The organism is Kitasatospora sp. NPDC090091, from assembly GCF_044747365.1.
Classification (GTDB): domain Bacteria; phylum Actinomycetota; class Actinomycetes; order Streptomycetales; family Streptomycetaceae; genus Kitasatospora.
Genome location: NZ_JBIVDY010000026.1, coordinates 65,374 through 79,458 on the forward strand (window position 1 = coordinate 65,374; position 14,085 = coordinate 79,458).

Consider the following 14,085-nt stretch of genomic DNA (forward strand, 5'->3'; position numbering starts at 1 on the left):
GGGGTGGTTGACTCGGTGCCGAAGCAACCACCCCCGGCGTGCTCAGCCCTCGTCTGGGCGCAGCGTCGGGTCGGCGCCGACGGTGGTGGAGCGGCCGAGCGGATTCGCGGCCAGGCGTTGGAGGTCCTCGTCGGTCCAGCCGCGGAGTCCGGCGACGGTGAGAAGGTTCATCGCGGCCGGCCTCCAGGCTTCGGGGAGGCCGGGCCACATCCGGGTGACCGTGTCGCGCGCCGCCCGGTAGGCGTCCGTGATGACCTGCTCGTCCTCGTCCTGCTCGTCCCAGGGTCGGCGGGAGCGTACGGCGATGAACGCCTCGACCGGGTACCAGCCGGGCGGGGCCTCGTCCGGGCGGGCCGGGCGCAGCACCACGACGTCGGCCCAGGCCGGGTACTCCTCGCCGGTGTCTTCCCGGGTGAGGACCTGGCAGTTGTTGGCGACGGCGGCGGCAAGGACCGTCTCGGGCGTCGCCTGGAACGTGCTGTTGGGGTCCGGCTCGGTCGGCAGGCTGCAGGAGAAGAGGAACCCGACGGTTCCGACGGTCCAGGTGCTGGGATCGGCAGCGGTGGTGAGGCGGCGGCGGGCCTGCATGTAGGTCTCGCCGGGCCGCGCGCTCATGCGGGCCCTGATCTGGCGCTTGCGGGGGTCAGCCATCGTCAGCGTCTTCCTGGCCGCGCGTCCCACGCCCGCGCCGGCCGGGTTCACGGGACGGCGGTGAGCAACCGCGGTCGGCATCGCGTTGATCGCTGGCCGGAGGCGTGGGCACGAGGTCCGGCATGGATGACGGGCAGCCGCGGAGCTACCCCGCCTCTGACGATAGCGCGCCGGCCGGGCACCCGCGGTGAGAACCGCCGAACTCTCCTGTCCAGGCTCCCGGTTCCTGGCCCGGCCACCGGACCGTCAGCCGTAGGATGACGGTCAGCGACGGGCGTACCTGGGGCTGGAGGATCGGGATGGGGATCATCACCGAGGAGTACTTCGGGTTCGAGCAGCCGAAGCACGGCCCGGGCTGCCGAGCGACCGGCTGGGAGGTGCGGTACCGGGCAGTCGAGCGCGAGCGCGGTGAAGGCCACGTGTGCCAAGACCCCAAGTGCGAGAACCACAGCGGGCAGTACACGGACCTGCGCGTGCAGATCCTCTGCCGGTCCTGCGACCGCGTCACCGAGCTCACCGGCGAGCAGCACACGTACCAGCACTCGTCGCTGGCCGCGATCGGGTACGGGACGGCGCCGGTGAAGGCCGGCCCGGTGTGGCTGTACGCGGGGCTGCCGATCCTGCGCGGCGAACCGGAGGTCTTCGGCTACCTCGTCGCCACCCGGCGCACCGACCACCTGGTGCAGAACGACGTGATCGGGCAGGTCCGGTACTACAAGACACCCCGCGGGGCGTGGCGCTGGGAGGGCCACGCCCATCCCCGGTGGCACCACGACGGAGTCATGGTGGCCTACCGCACCACCCAGGACGGCTTCTCCACCCCGACGGCGGCCGCGAAGTGGGTTGCCGCCCAGCCCGCGCAGGAGTGACCGGTGGCCAGCCGCAGCAGCGAAATCCGCGCCTTCGTCCGGCAGATGTCGAAGATCCACCAGTGCGACATGGACGCGGAGTACTACGACGCCAGGCAGCACTGGGTGATCCGCTGGCACGACGGACCGACCAGGAAGGCCATGCTCGCTGCCGTCCAGCGGCACCTGCCCGAGCACAAGGACATCGTCTATGCCGGCCGCGACCTCTCCGACGAAGCGACCGTCCTCGGAGCGATCCGCTGCTACGTCTCAGGCGAAGTCCACCGCTGGAACACCCCGCGCTACGCCGCGGAACACTTGCTGGAGGACGTCGCGTTCCCGCTGCGCACCGCGACCGCGCGGGAGCTCGCCATGGTGGAACGGCTGCTGGAGGAGTCCGCTCAGGACAGGCCCTGGGGCCGGGACCGGAACGCAGACCACGCGCTGGAGCTGCTGACCGAGCGCAAGGGAATCGGCTGGCTCCTCACGCCGCCGGCCGCCCCTGACGGGCGTCAGCCAGAGGCTGACGCCGCGCCGCCCGTCCTGGAGCCGACCCCGGTCGAGCTGCTCACCGCCCGCTACGCCCGCGGCGACCAGGGCACGGCCTGGCGGGAGCGCGCCACACCGATGCCGCTGGTGGAGGCCTTCGCCGCTGCGCTCGCGGACGAGGAGATCGACCGGGATGCTGCGCTCGCCGCGCTCACGCTCGTCGCCGATCTGCAGGCCGTCCTGGACGCGAACACCGCCGCACTGATGGCCAGGGCGCGCGGCGCCGGCGGATCCTGGAGCGACGTCGGCCAGGCGTTGGGCGGGATCACCAAGCAGTCCGCGGCGAAGAAGTACGGGGTACTCACCAGCCCGGCGAAGCGGGCGTCAGCCAACGGCTGACGATGCGGTGCCCCGGAGGGCACTGAACGAGGTCTCATCCGCCGGGCCTCCAGCAGCAACCGTCAGCCATTGGCTGACGCGCGTGCTCACCGCGTACGGGGGCACCAGGTCGAGCGGAGGCCGGCGGGAAGGCTTACCCGAACGTGCGGCCCGGGCGCAGCGTCGTGTGCTGCGCCCGGGCCGGGCCGCGGACGGTAGCCCTCCAGGGGCAGCTCCTTCGGCTGCGCCGCACTGGCCACTCGCATCCGCGTCAGGGTGTTCCTACCGGCACTCGGAGCGTTGTGTCGCCTCCTCCCGGGCCCGGTCAGGTGACGTCGAGGTTGAGGTGGGTGCCGTCCGCACAGTAGAGCTCAACGTGGAAGAAGAACCGGCAGTCGACGTAGTCCTGCATGTAGCCGTCGCCGCGCCAGTTGTACGCGTCGCCGATCACCCAGAGGGCCTGCGCAAGGTTTCTGCAGGCCGACGAGGGCACGTTGCGGACGACACCGGGACGAACTTCCGAACTACCGCTGATGGCCCAGTCGTTGGGCAGGCCTCGGACGTTGATGGCGATGCTGGCCGACCCGGTGGAGAGCCGGTGCGAGACGTGGATGCGGGTGCCCTTGGGCGCGTCCCGGATCGGGTTGTGCAGCGTGACGGCGTCCCGAGCGGGTCCGCGCGGCGCCGGCTGCCGGGCGGTCTTGATCTCGGCCTTGATCAGGGCGGCAACGTCTCTGGTGGGCAGGTCCCAGGTGGCTTCGGCCTTCGCGCCCAGCACCCGGCTGCCGATGGCGGGTTGGCGTGGCGGTGGCACCTGCTCCTCGAGTAGCAGGCCGTGCCGTTCCTGAAGGGCGGCCAGCCGGTTGAGGGCGGCCTCGCGCAGGCCGTCCGGCACCCGGTCGTCCTCGGCGACCGCTTGCATCTTCGCTGCGCGCGCCCTCTGCTTTTCGTCCATGGCCGCCCGTCTCGTGGTGGAGCTCCAGGATGCCGCACCGGGCTGACAGCGCCCGGCGCCCGCAAGTCCACCGGCGGAGCCGGCGCGCGTGCTACTCGGTAGCAAAATGCGTCATCGCAGGTCAACGGATGCCACCCGGAGGAATGGATATCGAAACGATATGCCCATTCGGGCCGAATTTGTTATCGGCCGGAGGGTGGCTCTAGGATCAGCATCGGCACTGCATTCAGGAGTTCCTGACCCTCCCCCGTGTACCCGCTTGGGCCAACCGGTCCAAGCGTTCAAAAATGCGGAGGGGAGCAGCGTTCCATGACGGTTCGAACGAAGCCGGGGGATGACGACGAGTCGGGCCCCGACCCGGATGACCAGGAACGCCGCTGGCAGTGGCGCATGATCCTCATTGAGACCTTGAGGGTGCTGGTGGAGGTATTCCGCCTGCTCTAAGGCTTGGGTGCGGTCGGGGGCACCATCCCCAACCGCACCCGAGGTGATTCGCCCGTGTAGCGGCCCGCCGTCCGACACTCCTACGGGAGCAGTCGGACGGCATCACCATGCTTCCCGGCAAATCATTGCCGGAAACTCTCAGATCAAATAAGAAACTATCTCGTCAAAGTTGGTCAGACTTTGAATCAGATTAGTTCCGACTTGATTAATAATCGACTCTGTGGCGTAAGCTAATCGTCTTCGCTGCTGGGTGGCGAACAGCAACAAAGAAGCCCTTTCGATGACGTAAGTCTAGACCGGGAACTTCGCCGAAGACAAACCGGAGTAGAACAACCTGAAGACTCAGAAGTTCTGTACTTCGTTGTTGACGAAGCCTTCACGGCTATCCTCTCGCGCACTTCGCCAGGAAGCGGCCGCAGGTATCGCGACCGCGTTCCGGTGCGTGCGCGCCGGTCAGGGGCGGGGGTGCGCCTGGAGGTACTGCTGAACGGACACCGAGGTGACGCCGCCGTCCGGGTGCCCGTCGAGCTGGCCCGTTCGGGCGAGCAGCTCGACAGCGCCGGAGTCGATGCCGAGCATGGCGCCGCCCACGCTGTAGGTGACGGACTCCGCGGTGGGGTGGCCGGTGCTGGCCGCAGTCAGCCGGCCCAGCGGCGTGGTCCACCAGTCGTCGGGGATGGGAGTGTCGCCTGGGTAGAGGTTGGTCACCAGGTCGAGCACGGCCTCGGCCACCGTCTCATCATCATCCGAGCGCAGTTGGGCGGCGTAGCGAGCCGAGGCCTGGCTGAGGCTGGAACGGACCATGTCGGCAAGTCCCTGGTCGCCGGTCAGCAACTCCAGTCGCCAGCCGATGAGTTCGAACTCCTGGTAGATCTGCTGGTCCAGCGGGTCAAGCTCGGCGGGGGTGTCGCTCATCGCACTCTTCCTGAAGCAGGGCCTCGGTGACGACCAGCCTAGCGACGCACCCGTCCCAGCGCGGGGGCTTTGCCCGGCTCGACCTGCCCCACCTACTCGCGTGAGTAGGTGGCCGGCCGCCTGGCCGGCCCGGGAGCCCCGCTAGATATCTAACGGGGCTCCCGGGCCCTTCACCCGTTCGGGTGCTTCCCTGGTGGGCGAGCACCAGGGCTGGTCGTTGCGGTCTTCCGGTCGGCGGCGACAGCGCTACGGTCGGGCCATGACGACGAAGACGAACTCCGCCACGACGGAGGGGGACGACCCGCGGCTTCCGGGCGCGGAGCAGGCTGTGATCTGGCTGGTTGCGGTGGTCGCGCTGCCGGTGACCAGGTGGCTGATGGGCGATCTGGCGCCCGAGCGTGGGTCGCTGGCCCGGCGGCTGCGCCGGGTGGCCGACGCGATCGACCAGTTGGAGAAGGACGAGGAGCGCAAGAAGCGGGAGAGGCGCAAGCGCTGACCCGGAACGGCGCGGCCGGACCGGTGCCGGCCGCGCCGTCCCCTACACCTCTCCAGCCGCTTGCGTCGCTGACTAACGTCGTTAGCCTCGTATAAGCATCAATATCAGAGGCTACCGCTGTGAGAGGCTTTCCCTCGTCAGCACCCCGCGCGCGCAGGAGAGCCCGTTGAGCACCACGCCCGCCCCGAAGCGACCCGCCTCGGTCCTCCACTCCTATGAGCGCGGCATCACCGCCGACCTCCTGCACGAGGTCGGCGGCTACCCGGGCCTGCACGAGGAGGCCCGCACCGAGCTGGCCGACGAACATCCGTGCCGCCGGGAGAACCCGGACGCCGACCTGCCGCTGACCGTCACCTCCGACGAGGCCGGCTACCTCACCGTGCGCGCCGAGATCCCGTGCACCGACCTGCGGTGCCGTACCGAGGCCGCCGCCGTCGCCCGCTACCAGGAACTGCAGGACGCCTTCGACCGGGCCCAGGAGTACATGGCGGCCGCCAACCTGCTGCTGCAGCAGCCCAACCTGGCCGACACCCCGGACCCGGCGCAGCTCAGCAAACTGTGGACCAGACGCGAGCACGCGATCCGCGAGGCGCTGCGCACGGTGATCGACACGATCACACCGCACGCCGAGCCGGCCCCGGAGTCCGCCGCCATTACCACCCAACAGCCTTACCACAAGGAGGAGTTCGCGTGACTGGACGTCGTGTCTGGGGCCGCTGGTGGCCGATCGACCGCGACGTGGAAGGGCCGGTGACCAACCCGCTGGAGTGGTGGCCGAGCCGCACCGGCGCGGAGCAGGCTCTGCTGGACCGGCTCGCCCCCACCGTCCCGGGTGCCATCCCCCGCTGCCGGGAGAACCTGGCCGACGGCCGCACCGTCGAGGACGCGCAGTACTTCGGCAACAAGGACTCCCGGATCTACCTGTACGAGGTGGCCGGCGAGCCGGGCGCCGAGCTGACCGTTGCCGAGGCACCGTACGCGGTGGTGGAGTTCGGCCCGCGCGGTGGAGTCCGCAACCGCCCTCTCGCCCCGGCGCAGGTGACCCGGTGACGCGCACCCCGGCACAGGCTCGGGAGCACGCCAACGCCGTGCACGGCTTCGTCCGGGCCCGGCTGGTGGAGACCGCGGCCGCGGCCGGCCACACCGTGCCGGAGGAGCTGGTCACCGCGTTGACCATGAGCGCCTACGCGCTCGGCCGAATCGACGGAGCCCTCGATGCCGGTGACATCCCGGGCGCCACTACCGCGCTGAACACTCTGCACCAGCTGGCCGGGAACTGGCGTGACCACGCGGACAACCCAGACGCCGCGGGGCGACAGTGGCAGCGCGCGGACCAGGCCGGCGCCAAGTGAGCACCGAGGTCGAGGTGGTGGTGGACGGGGAGCTGGTCGAGGCTGGCGGCCCCGCGCTCCCGGCCGTCCCGGTGCGGGCGCCCGGCCTGGACGTCTCCGCCTTTACCCGGGACACCGTGCTGGTGGCCGGCCGGCCGCTGCCCGCCCCGTTCGTCGCACCGCAGTACACCGCGGTCGACTTCGTCATCCCCGAGGAAGTCGCCGAGCTGATTGAGAAGGGCCCGAAGGAGAACACCCGGCGCAACCGGGCCAATCAGATCCGGCTGTTCGAGAAGTGGTGCGCCGAACGCGGCCGGATCGCCCTGCCGTGCACCACCGCAACGCTGATCGCCTACGTCGGCGACATGATCCTGCGCAAACTGGACCCGGACACCATCGCGGTCTACAAGAGCGCGGTCGTCACCTGGAACGAGGAACAGACCCCCGGCAGCACCAGGCCCGGCACCCGGCAGGTCACCGCGATGCTCTCGGCCTACCGCGCCAAGTGGAACCGGACCCGCACCGACAAGCAGAGCCCCGCGATCCGCGAAGTCGACCTGGAAGAGATGGTCGCGGTCTGCGACGAGCAGGGCCGGCCCGCCGACCTGCGCGACGCCGCCATCGCCACCCTGGGCTACCACCTGCTCAGCCGCCGGATCGAACTCGCCCGGCTGATCGTCACCCACGTCACCCTGCACCGCGACGGCATCGACGTGCGCCTGGTCGACCGCAAGACCCACAAGGACGGCTCCGTGTTCGAGGCATGGATCCCCGCCCGGGACGACGCCCCGCACATCTGCCCGGTGCGCCGAGTACGCACCTGGCTGGAGTACGGCCGGCGGATCCGTCAGCCCGAGGACCAAGCCCTGTTCCGAGCCCTCGACAAGGCCGGGCGCCTCGGGGTCCGGCTTACCCCACAGACCCGCCCCACACACCCGGACGGCACGCCGAAGACCGACGAAGAACTCACCCCCGAGGACTGGACCGAGCTGTCCTTCCTCTCCGGCGAGACCATCAACAAGTACATCAAGGCCCTCGCGAGGAAGGCGTACACGCGTGTCGCCCACCTCACCGAGGACGAGCGCGTGAAGCTCGGCTACAACGCGCTGCGCGACGCCACCACCGCGGGCAGGGTCACCGCCCACGGCCTGCGCGCCGGCGGCGCCACCGAGCTGTACGAGAGCGGCATCCCCGAGGACACCATCGCCGAGCTCGGCGACTGGGCCAAGGGCTCCACCGCCATGAAGCGCTACTTCCGCAAGATCAAGTCTTCCAACGAGAACGCCTGGGCTGCTGCTCGCGAGAAGCGCAAGGCCGGGGCCGGGCCGGAAGACCAGGGCGCAGCGGCCCCTCAACAGCAGGCGCGCGTGGGACTGCAGGTGTAGGCACCGCCGGGAACGGCGCTGCTCCCGGGCCGGAGTGCGGTGGCCCGGGAGCAGCAGGGGGTGTGAGGGCTGTGGAGGAGCACCTCACACCCTGGTGTACGACGGGGGGCCCGTGAGCGTTACACCTGGCGTGCCGCGGCTGCCGCTTCGTCGCGGCGGGCGCGGGCTTTGGTGATGAGCTGTCCGTGGTTCTGCAGGGCGGCGAGGGCGGTTTCGACGGGCAGTTCGTTGATGCCATGTTCGTGGGCGATGCGGGCTCGGGTGGCGCCGGCCCGCGGTGCCTCCGCCGTGTCGTCGACCTGGCCGAGAGCGTTCCTCCACACCTGGTCCCACTCCTCGCGGGTGCAGCCCAGTGCCGCGTTCATGTGGCGGATGCGGTGGCCCCCGTAGGCCCACAGGGACAGGGCTGCGAGCTCGCGTTGACGGGTGTGCTCGGCAATCTCCTCGTCGACCTGGTCGACGATCTCCGCGGCGCGGCGTGCCCGTTCGGCGGGGCTGAGTGGGGCCAGCTCCGCGGCGAGCTCGGCGGCGGCTTCCTGCTGCGCCGCGTCGGCTTCGGCCTGCTGGCTCTCGTCGATGCGGCGCTTGGCCGCGGTCCCGACGGTGTCGGTGGCGGCCATCCCGCTGCGGGCGGCGATCTCCTCGTTCGTCAGCTGGTAGGGCGGCTGCTTGAGTGCAAGGATCGCGGCGTCCCGGACCTGTCGGGCCTCCGTCTGCCGGGCGATGGCCTGCTCGGTGAGGATGCCGAACTTCGACACCTCGGACAGGGCGGTTTCCACTGGCAGCTCGGTGATGCCTGCGGCGCGCGCGGCCGCGACGCGGTCGGGGCCGGCGCTCGGCGTGGGCGGGGGGACCTTCCCGGCGATCCTCCAGCCGAAGGCGCCTGCCTGGATGCGGGTCCACTGCATGCGGGTGCAGCCCATCGACTGTTCCAGGCCGCGGGTGCGGTGGCCTTCGTAGGCCCACAGGGAGAGGGCCGCACGCTCGCGCCGGGGCTTGTACATGGCGATGTCCTGCTCGGCCTGGGTGAGGACCTCGACGGCTCGGCGTGCGCGCTCGATGGGGTGGGCGATCTTGCCCAGGTCCGCGGCGACGGCCTCGCGGGCCTTCCTGCGGATCTCGGGGAAGTCGGGGCGCTCGGGGTAGATGAACGCGCTCGTGGGCATGGTGGTGGGCTCCTGGCACAGTCACGATGGAGTGTGCGGCTGGGGAAGCCCCATCACCGACTCCTTTAACTGTAACAGCCGAAATGGAGCACGGGTTAACAGCCGGTCAGCGCCTTCATCAGCGCTGCGCGCTGGGCGTCGGTCACCCCCAGTTCCCACCGGGCCTTCGTGCGGGCGTAGCCGGCCGCGTACGCGCACTCGGCGGCCTTGCCGGCCGAGGGCTTCCACTGGTCGGGTCCGCGGCCGCCCTTGGACCGGTTCACGGACGGGAGGGTGGGGACCAGGTTGTCGTCGTCGTTGGCGAACTCAAGGCGCCACTGCTCGGTCCAGGTGTTCGCGCCGGAGGCCCAGGCGTCCCGCAGTGAGACGCGGTGGTCGATGTCGATGTGCTCGACGTCCGTGACCACGCTGGTCCCGCTGTAGGGGTCGGTGAGCCGGCCGGACAGGACGATCGTGCACTCGGTGGGCCGTTCCGGGGCGGTGACCTGCTCGGTGAGGGTGCGCAGCAGGGCGGCCTGGCGGGCGTTGCAGCCGTCGCCGTCCAGGTCTTGCCAGTCGCCGAACAGCGAGCGGTCGTAGCCGGGCGCGGGGGCGGTGACGGCGGCCGGGAGGGCGGCGACGAGTCGCTGGTCGTCGGTGAGGGGCGGCTGCGCCGGTGGGGAGGTGACGGCGCAGGTGGCGGTGACGGCGAGCGCGGCGGCGACTCGGGCGGCGAGACGGACGGCGGGCACGGGCTTCTCCTGGTCGTGGGCGGGGCTACCGGGCGGTGTGGCCAACGGCCGGTGGTGCCGGGCGGTGGCTGCTGATGGGCCGGCCGGGGGCGGGGCAGGTGCAGTAGTTGATCGTTTCCCCGCACGTCGGGCAGAGCTGGTGCCGGGGGCATTCTCCGTCCGCGTGTGCTTCCCGGATGCATGGCAGGCCAGCCACTGAGGTGGTCACTGGGCTGCCTCGGTGGGGTGCCGGGCGGGGGTTCGGCGTGCCGTGCGGGCGAGGCGGTGCTGCTTGCCGGGGCGCTTCCAGTCGGCGAACGTCTGGCCGAAGACGCTCTGGGGGGTGCCTCCGGCGTGCATGCGCACGGCGTAGCCGCCTGCGGCGATCTCGAAGGGGCGCTGCAGGTGTTCGAGGTAGTCCACGGGGGTGTGGGCGGGGGCCTGGGCGTCGAACCAGGTGGGTAAGACGAAGTTGGAGACGGTCACGGGCTGGCCGGCGACCTTGACCTCGTAGGTGGAGTCCTCGACCGGGTCGCAGATTTCGTATGCCCACAGCGTGCCGTGGCCGTCCTGGGCCCACAGCTGGACGGCCGGGTCGAGGTAGGTCTCCAGGACCTCGTGCGAGAGCACCGCCGAGACGGACAGGGCGCCGTGGAGGGGCTGGCCGCCGTTGTCGAGGACGGGGCGGGCGAAGACCTTGCCGTAGACCGTGCCGTGGCTGTCCTCGGTGTGCCAGCCCAGGGCGCCTTCCTGGTCGGCGTCGTCGAAGATGCCGATGATGGCGGCGCCCGGCGGCAGCGGCTGCTTCGTGGTCGCGGCGACCACGGTGATCGGCCGGACGCCCCAGTGCGGCGAGACGTGGTGCTGGACCTGGGCCGCACAGGCCTGGGCGGCAAGCTGGACCTGGTCGTCGGTAACGAGGGTGGAGTGGTTGATGACGGCGATGAACACGTGGTGATGCCTCTCTCGGCGGTCAGCCCCGGGCAGGGAAGAAGGTGCGGCGGTATGGCAGCGCGGCAGGGGCGGTCACTGGCGGGCCGGGGAAAGGCCGGCGCGGCGTCCCGTGATGACGACCGGGACGCCGAGGGTGCGGCTGGTGCCGTCGGTCTCAAGGGTGCGTAGCTCCCCGGTGGGGTAGCGCACGGGTACGTGGGCGGGGTCGGTGGGTCGGCGGACCTTCCACCCGGCCGCGTAGGAGGCGGCGGGGTTCGCCTCGAACCACATGTTGCAGGCCTGGCAGGCGGTGAGGAGGTTGGTCGGCTGGTTGATCGCCGGGTCGCTGCTGCCTCCCATCGCCCTGTTGGTGCGGTGCTGGATCGTCAGCGTGTTGCCGGTGCCGCATCGCACGCACCGGTGCCCGTCCCGGGCGAAGACCAGGGCACGGACGGCCGCGGTGGGGCCGGTGTTGCGGGTGCGGGTGCGCAGCGCGGTCACGACGGATGTGGTCCTTCCTCCTCGGGCGCAGGCGGCCCAAGGTGGCGGGAAGAGTGCAGGCTGGCAGGGTCTTGTGTCACCCGCTGGTGTTGGGCGGCCAGTCGCGGACGTCGACGTTGACGACCTCCAGGTCCTCGGTGGTCTGGGTGTGCTTGGCGGGGTCGAAGTGGTCGATCCACAGCTCGCGGTAGTCGTTGAGCCAGGCCATGAGGGTGTGCTGCTCGTCGCAGAGGTACCGGTGTCCGTTGCCGTCGTCGTAGAACTCGATGAGTTCGGTGGGGACCTCGTCCAGGGGGACGTCGAGGGCGAAGACGGTGGTCTCGATGACGGTCAGGCCGAGGGTGAGGGGGGCAGTGCCGGGGGCCTGCGGTTCGTTCGGCTCGATGCCGACGAGGGTGGTCCGGGTGGTGTCGGTGGTCATGGTGCTCCCTGTTCGTTGGCTTCGGTCAGGGGAGCAGCGCGCGGTGTCTTGTGTCGCGGCCGGCCGCCGGAGCGGGCCCCGTTGGGCTGGGGCAGTGACCGGAGCGACCGACGGTCGGATATGCCGTCAGGAATGCCGCTGCGCCCCGTCCTGGGTGGGCGGGGCGCAGCGGCGGGCGGGGTGTCAGGGCAGCTACTGGGCGGGCCGGATCCGGTGGAGACGGACGTCGTCGGGGGTGAAGAGTCGGGGGCCAGCGAGGGCCTTGGGGATGTCGGCGATGGTGGAGTAGCCGGGGGTGATCCAGACACGCTCTTCGCGGAGCTGGGAGTCGGCGGTGGTGTTGTAGACGACGCGGACCTTGAAGGGCTCTCCGGCTGCGTAGGTGTCGGCGAAGGCGGCCGTGGCAGTGTCGATGATCTCGGCGTTCATGCTGGTGCTCTCCCTTGCTGGGCGGGCCGGGGCTCCCGGCCTGGGGGTGGAGCCGGCCCGGTTGGCGGCTCGGACGTTCGACAGGGGTCTACGGTGCGGGTGGTGTTGCGTCGCGCTCACCCGGGCCTGCTGCGCCCAAGGTGGTCGGGCGCAGCAGGCGGGCGGGTCAGAGGCGGGCGGTCTCCTGCACGGTGAGGTACCAGCCGTGGTCGAGGTAGTTCTCGATGGATGCGGCGGAGGCGAAGTCCAGCGGGCCAACCGGGCGGCCCTGCATGTGGTCAACGAGCTGGTCAAAGGTGAGCAGCTGGCCACGGAACGGGAAGATCAGGACCAGGTCGTCGGCGGGCCACGGGTCGCAGGACTCCCACGGGAAGCCGTTGGTGAGGACGACGGTGCCGTTCAGGCTCTTCACTTCGTCGAGGCCGCACACGCCGCAGCCGCACGTCGGGTCGTAGGGCTGGGGGTTCGCGGCGTAGGGGCCGTAGGCGAAGTAGTCGGTGCGCGGGAGGCGGCCGGGGTTGGCGGGCTGGAAGCCGGAGATGATCAGGTCTCCGGCCTTCACGTCGGCGGCGCGGACGACGGTGAGGCCGGGCCAGGTGAGGGCGCGGCGGGCGGCCCTGTGTTCGGTGGCAGCGGTGACGACGACCGGGTGGAACGTGATGCTCTGGATGGCGTACACGGGGTGTCCTTTCGGTGGTGTGGGGTGCTCCCCCCAACGCAATAACTGTAACATGTCGAATGCTTCGCCGAACAGGGTTCACCACCACGCTTCTTCGGCGGCAGCCCGTCGGCGCAGCGCCAGCCGAGGGGGTCTCAGAGGTGGATGGTGCCGACCTTGCGGGCGTCGGCCGGGAGGCTCCACCCGTAGGGCTGGACGCGCTGAAGCAGCGTCGTGAACCAGGCGGGCCGCTCGCCGGCGGGACGGTCGAGGAGTTCGACGTAGGCCGTCTCACCGTTGGGCAACCGGGCGTACAGCGTGGTGCTGAGGGTGTAGCTGAGCTGTCGGCCTGTGACGTGGCCGTCGTACTGCAGCCGCAGGGTCTCCGGTGTGGCGGGCCCCTCCGGCGTGATGACGGGCCCGTACCCGAGGTGGCCGATCGGCAGGCTGACTGTGGCTCGCTGGGAGCTCTCGGACGGAAGGTCGAAGCGGTCGTTCACCGGGGTTCTCCTTGGCGGGTGTTCGCCCTCGGGGGTCGGCCGGGCGGGCCGGCCGACCCCCGAGGGGCAGGGTCAGAGGTTGATCTGCAGCGGGTCGCCGTCGGCGGCCGGCCGCCAGTTCGCCAGGGCCTCAACCGCGCGGACGAGTGCCGTGGCGTTGCTGAGGTCGGTCTCGATCCACCGGCCGGTGCCGCCGTACAGCGCGACCTCGGTGAGGTCGTACGCGCCGGACGTTCCGGCGCAGCTGGCCTGAACGGGGAGCGCGGCCTTGGTCAGCGGCCTGCCGTCGATCTGGATGCCGGCGACGGCCGCGCGCAGCTCCCGGCGGACCACGGTGGTGAGGCGGGCCCGGATGATGTGGGCCGCGGCGTGGTGGACGTCCTCCAGGTCGTTGGTGGTGAGGTCGTCCAGGTTCCGACTCGCGGGGAGGGTGTGCCCGGGGGGCGGCGCGGCGGCGGCGGGCTGGGTGAGGCAGTCCAGGCAGTCGTCCGTGGGGTGGTATTCGCGGGCTCGCTCGGCGACGAAGTCACGGACGTCGTCCGGCGCGGTGGCGACTCCGCTCAGGACATCGGCGTACCACTGGTGATGCTGGGTTTCGTCGTACGGCCCGGAGTCGGTCAGGTGGAACCGCACGACCGGGTGGATGTCGCTGTCCGACCAATGCGCGGCGCTGCGGGCCTCCACCAGGACGCCGTTCAGGTAGACGCGCGCGTGGGTTATGCCTTCGTCGTCGTCCCGGTCGACCACGAAGTCGATACGCGGGGCCGCGCTGTCGTCCGGGCCGCCGGCGGCGGGCCGGGCGGGGATAGCGGCCAGGAGGCTCGGCAGGGTGGCGGTGAGAACGGTGAGTTCGGCGGGCGGGTTGACGGGCACGG

19 protein-coding genes are annotated in these 14,085 nt (G+C 70.8%); 7 read left to right on the forward strand and 12 right to left on the reverse strand.

Annotated elements, in window-relative coordinates:
• Positions 1–42: 42 nt before the first annotated feature.
• Entirely contained in the window at positions 43–651 is a 609-nt protein-coding gene (locus tag ACIPSC_RS33115; protein ID WP_400831636.1) for a hypothetical protein, read from the reverse strand.
• Positions 652–950: 299 nt separating this feature from the next.
• Here ACIPSC_RS33115 and ACIPSC_RS33120 point away from each other — a divergent pair, with 299 nt between their 5' ends.
• Entirely contained in the window at positions 951–1,520 is a 570-nt protein-coding gene (locus ACIPSC_RS33120; RefSeq protein ID WP_400831641.1) for a hypothetical protein, read from the forward strand.
• A gap of 3 nt (positions 1,521–1,523) precedes the next feature.
• Complete coding sequence (locus ACIPSC_RS33125) at positions 1,524–2,387, forward strand: hypothetical protein (protein WP_400831645.1); 864 nt, start codon at positions 1,524–1,526, stop codon at positions 2,385–2,387.
• A gap of 304 nt (positions 2,388–2,691) precedes the next feature.
• Here ACIPSC_RS33125 and ACIPSC_RS33130 read toward each other — a convergent pair whose 3' ends face one another.
• Positions 2,692–3,321, reverse strand: a complete 630-nt coding sequence (locus tag ACIPSC_RS33130) for a hypothetical protein (protein WP_400831647.1) — start codon at positions 3,319–3,321, stop codon at positions 2,692–2,694.
• A gap of 897 nt (positions 3,322–4,218) precedes the next feature.
• Positions 4,219–4,680 (reverse strand): hypothetical protein, encoded by a 462-nt coding sequence (locus ACIPSC_RS33135; RefSeq protein WP_400831649.1) that lies wholly within the window; start codon positions 4,678–4,680, stop codon positions 4,219–4,221.
• Positions 4,681–4,939: 259 nt separating this feature from the next.
• On the opposite strand from ACIPSC_RS33135, the gene ACIPSC_RS33140 reads away from it, so the two are divergent.
• The 5 genes from ACIPSC_RS33140 (at position 4,940) to ACIPSC_RS33160 (ending at position 7,892) form a co-directional block, all read left to right on the forward strand.
• Positions 4,940–5,176: a hypothetical protein gene (locus tag ACIPSC_RS33140; RefSeq protein ID WP_400831652.1), complete on the forward strand. Its 237-nt coding sequence runs from the start codon at positions 4,940–4,942 to the stop codon at positions 5,174–5,176.
• A 166-nt stretch (positions 5,177–5,342) separates the two neighbouring features.
• Positions 5,343–5,870 carry a hypothetical protein gene (locus ACIPSC_RS33145; RefSeq protein ID WP_400831657.1) on the forward strand — a complete coding sequence of 176 codons (528 nt, stop codon included), beginning with the start codon at positions 5,343–5,345 and terminating at the stop codon, positions 5,868–5,870.
• Positions 5,867–6,226: a hypothetical protein gene (locus ACIPSC_RS33150; RefSeq protein ID WP_400831659.1), complete on the forward strand. Its 360-nt coding sequence runs from the start codon at positions 5,867–5,869 to the stop codon at positions 6,224–6,226. The genes ACIPSC_RS33145 and ACIPSC_RS33150 overlap by 4 nt, the downstream gene beginning before the upstream one ends.
• Positions 6,223–6,528 carry a hypothetical protein gene (locus ACIPSC_RS33155; RefSeq protein ID WP_400831663.1) on the forward strand — a complete coding sequence of 102 codons (306 nt, stop codon included), beginning with the start codon at positions 6,223–6,225 and terminating at the stop codon, positions 6,526–6,528. The genes ACIPSC_RS33150 and ACIPSC_RS33155 overlap by 4 nt, the downstream gene beginning before the upstream one ends.
• Positions 6,525–7,892 carry a tyrosine-type recombinase/integrase gene (locus ACIPSC_RS33160; protein WP_400831667.1) on the forward strand — a complete coding sequence of 456 codons (1,368 nt, stop codon included), beginning with the start codon at positions 6,525–6,527 and terminating at the stop codon, positions 7,890–7,892. The genes ACIPSC_RS33155 and ACIPSC_RS33160 overlap by 4 nt, the downstream gene beginning before the upstream one ends.
• A 119-nt stretch (positions 7,893–8,011) precedes the next feature.
• Here ACIPSC_RS33160 and ACIPSC_RS33165 read toward each other — a convergent pair whose 3' ends face one another.
• From ACIPSC_RS33165 to ACIPSC_RS33205, 9 genes are all read right to left on the reverse strand, one after another.
• Positions 8,012–9,058, reverse strand: a complete 1,047-nt coding sequence (locus ACIPSC_RS33165) for a hypothetical protein (protein WP_400831669.1) — start codon at positions 9,056–9,058, stop codon at positions 8,012–8,014.
• 95 nt (positions 9,059–9,153) lie between these two features.
• On the reverse strand, positions 9,154–9,789 hold the full coding sequence (locus ACIPSC_RS33170; protein ID WP_400831672.1) for a DUF1524 domain-containing protein: 636 nt from the start codon (positions 9,787–9,789) through the stop codon (positions 9,154–9,156).
• A gap of 204 nt (positions 9,790–9,993) precedes the next feature.
• Complete coding sequence (locus ACIPSC_RS33175; protein WP_400831674.1) at positions 9,994–10,719, reverse strand: hypothetical protein; 726 nt, start codon at positions 10,717–10,719, stop codon at positions 9,994–9,996.
• Positions 10,720–10,794: 75 nt separating this feature from the next.
• Entirely contained in the window at positions 10,795–11,202 is a 408-nt protein-coding gene (locus ACIPSC_RS33180; protein ID WP_400831676.1) for an HNH endonuclease, read from the reverse strand.
• Between the two features lie 76 nt (positions 11,203–11,278).
• Complete coding sequence (locus tag ACIPSC_RS33185; protein ID WP_400831679.1) at positions 11,279–11,623, reverse strand: hypothetical protein; 345 nt, start codon at positions 11,621–11,623, stop codon at positions 11,279–11,281.
• Between the two features lie 192 nt (positions 11,624–11,815).
• Complete coding sequence (locus ACIPSC_RS33190; RefSeq protein ID WP_400831681.1) at positions 11,816–12,052, reverse strand: hypothetical protein; 237 nt, start codon at positions 12,050–12,052, stop codon at positions 11,816–11,818.
• Positions 12,053–12,218: 166 nt separating this feature from the next.
• Entirely contained in the window at positions 12,219–12,731 is a 513-nt protein-coding gene (locus tag ACIPSC_RS33195) for a hypothetical protein (protein ID WP_400831683.1), read from the reverse strand.
• Positions 12,732–12,865: 134 nt separating this feature from the next.
• The gene (locus ACIPSC_RS33200) at positions 12,866–13,210 is read right to left on the reverse strand and encodes a hypothetical protein (RefSeq protein ID WP_400831685.1); all 345 of its coding nucleotides are present in this window, start codon (positions 13,208–13,210) and stop codon (positions 12,866–12,868) included.
• A 72-nt stretch (positions 13,211–13,282) separates the two neighbouring features.
• Positions 13,283–14,083, reverse strand: coding sequence for a hypothetical protein (locus tag ACIPSC_RS33205; RefSeq protein WP_400831689.1), 801 nt, complete (start codon positions 14,081–14,083; stop codon positions 13,283–13,285).
• Between the last annotated feature and the right edge of the window lie 2 nt (positions 14,084–14,085).

Coding starts and splice junctions, on each gene's coding strand:
- ACIPSC_RS33120 (WP_400831641.1), top strand. CDS start 951: ATGGGGATCATCACCGAGGAGTACTTCGGGTTCGAGCAGCCGAAGCAC.
- ACIPSC_RS33115 (WP_400831636.1), bottom strand. CDS start 651: ATGGCTGACCCCCGCAAGCGCCAGATCAGGGCCCGCATGAGCGCGCGG.
- ACIPSC_RS33140 (WP_400831652.1), top strand. CDS start 4,940: ATGACGACGAAGACGAACTCCGCCACGACGGAGGGGGACGACCCGCGG.
- ACIPSC_RS33130 (WP_400831647.1), bottom strand. CDS start 3,321: ATGGACGAAAAGCAGAGGGCGCGCGCAGCGAAGATGCAAGCGGTCGCC.
- ACIPSC_RS33190 (WP_400831681.1), bottom strand. CDS start 12,052: ATGAACGCCGAGATCATCGACACTGCCACGGCCGCCTTCGCCGACACC.
- ACIPSC_RS33165 (WP_400831669.1), bottom strand. CDS start 9,058: ATGCCCACGAGCGCGTTCATCTACCCCGAGCGCCCCGACTTCCCCGAG.
- ACIPSC_RS33185 (WP_400831679.1), bottom strand. CDS start 11,623: ATGACCACCGACACCACCCGGACCACCCTCGTCGGCATCGAGCCGAAC.
- ACIPSC_RS33135 (WP_400831649.1), bottom strand. CDS start 4,680: ATGAGCGACACCCCCGCCGAGCTTGACCCGCTGGACCAGCAGATCTAC.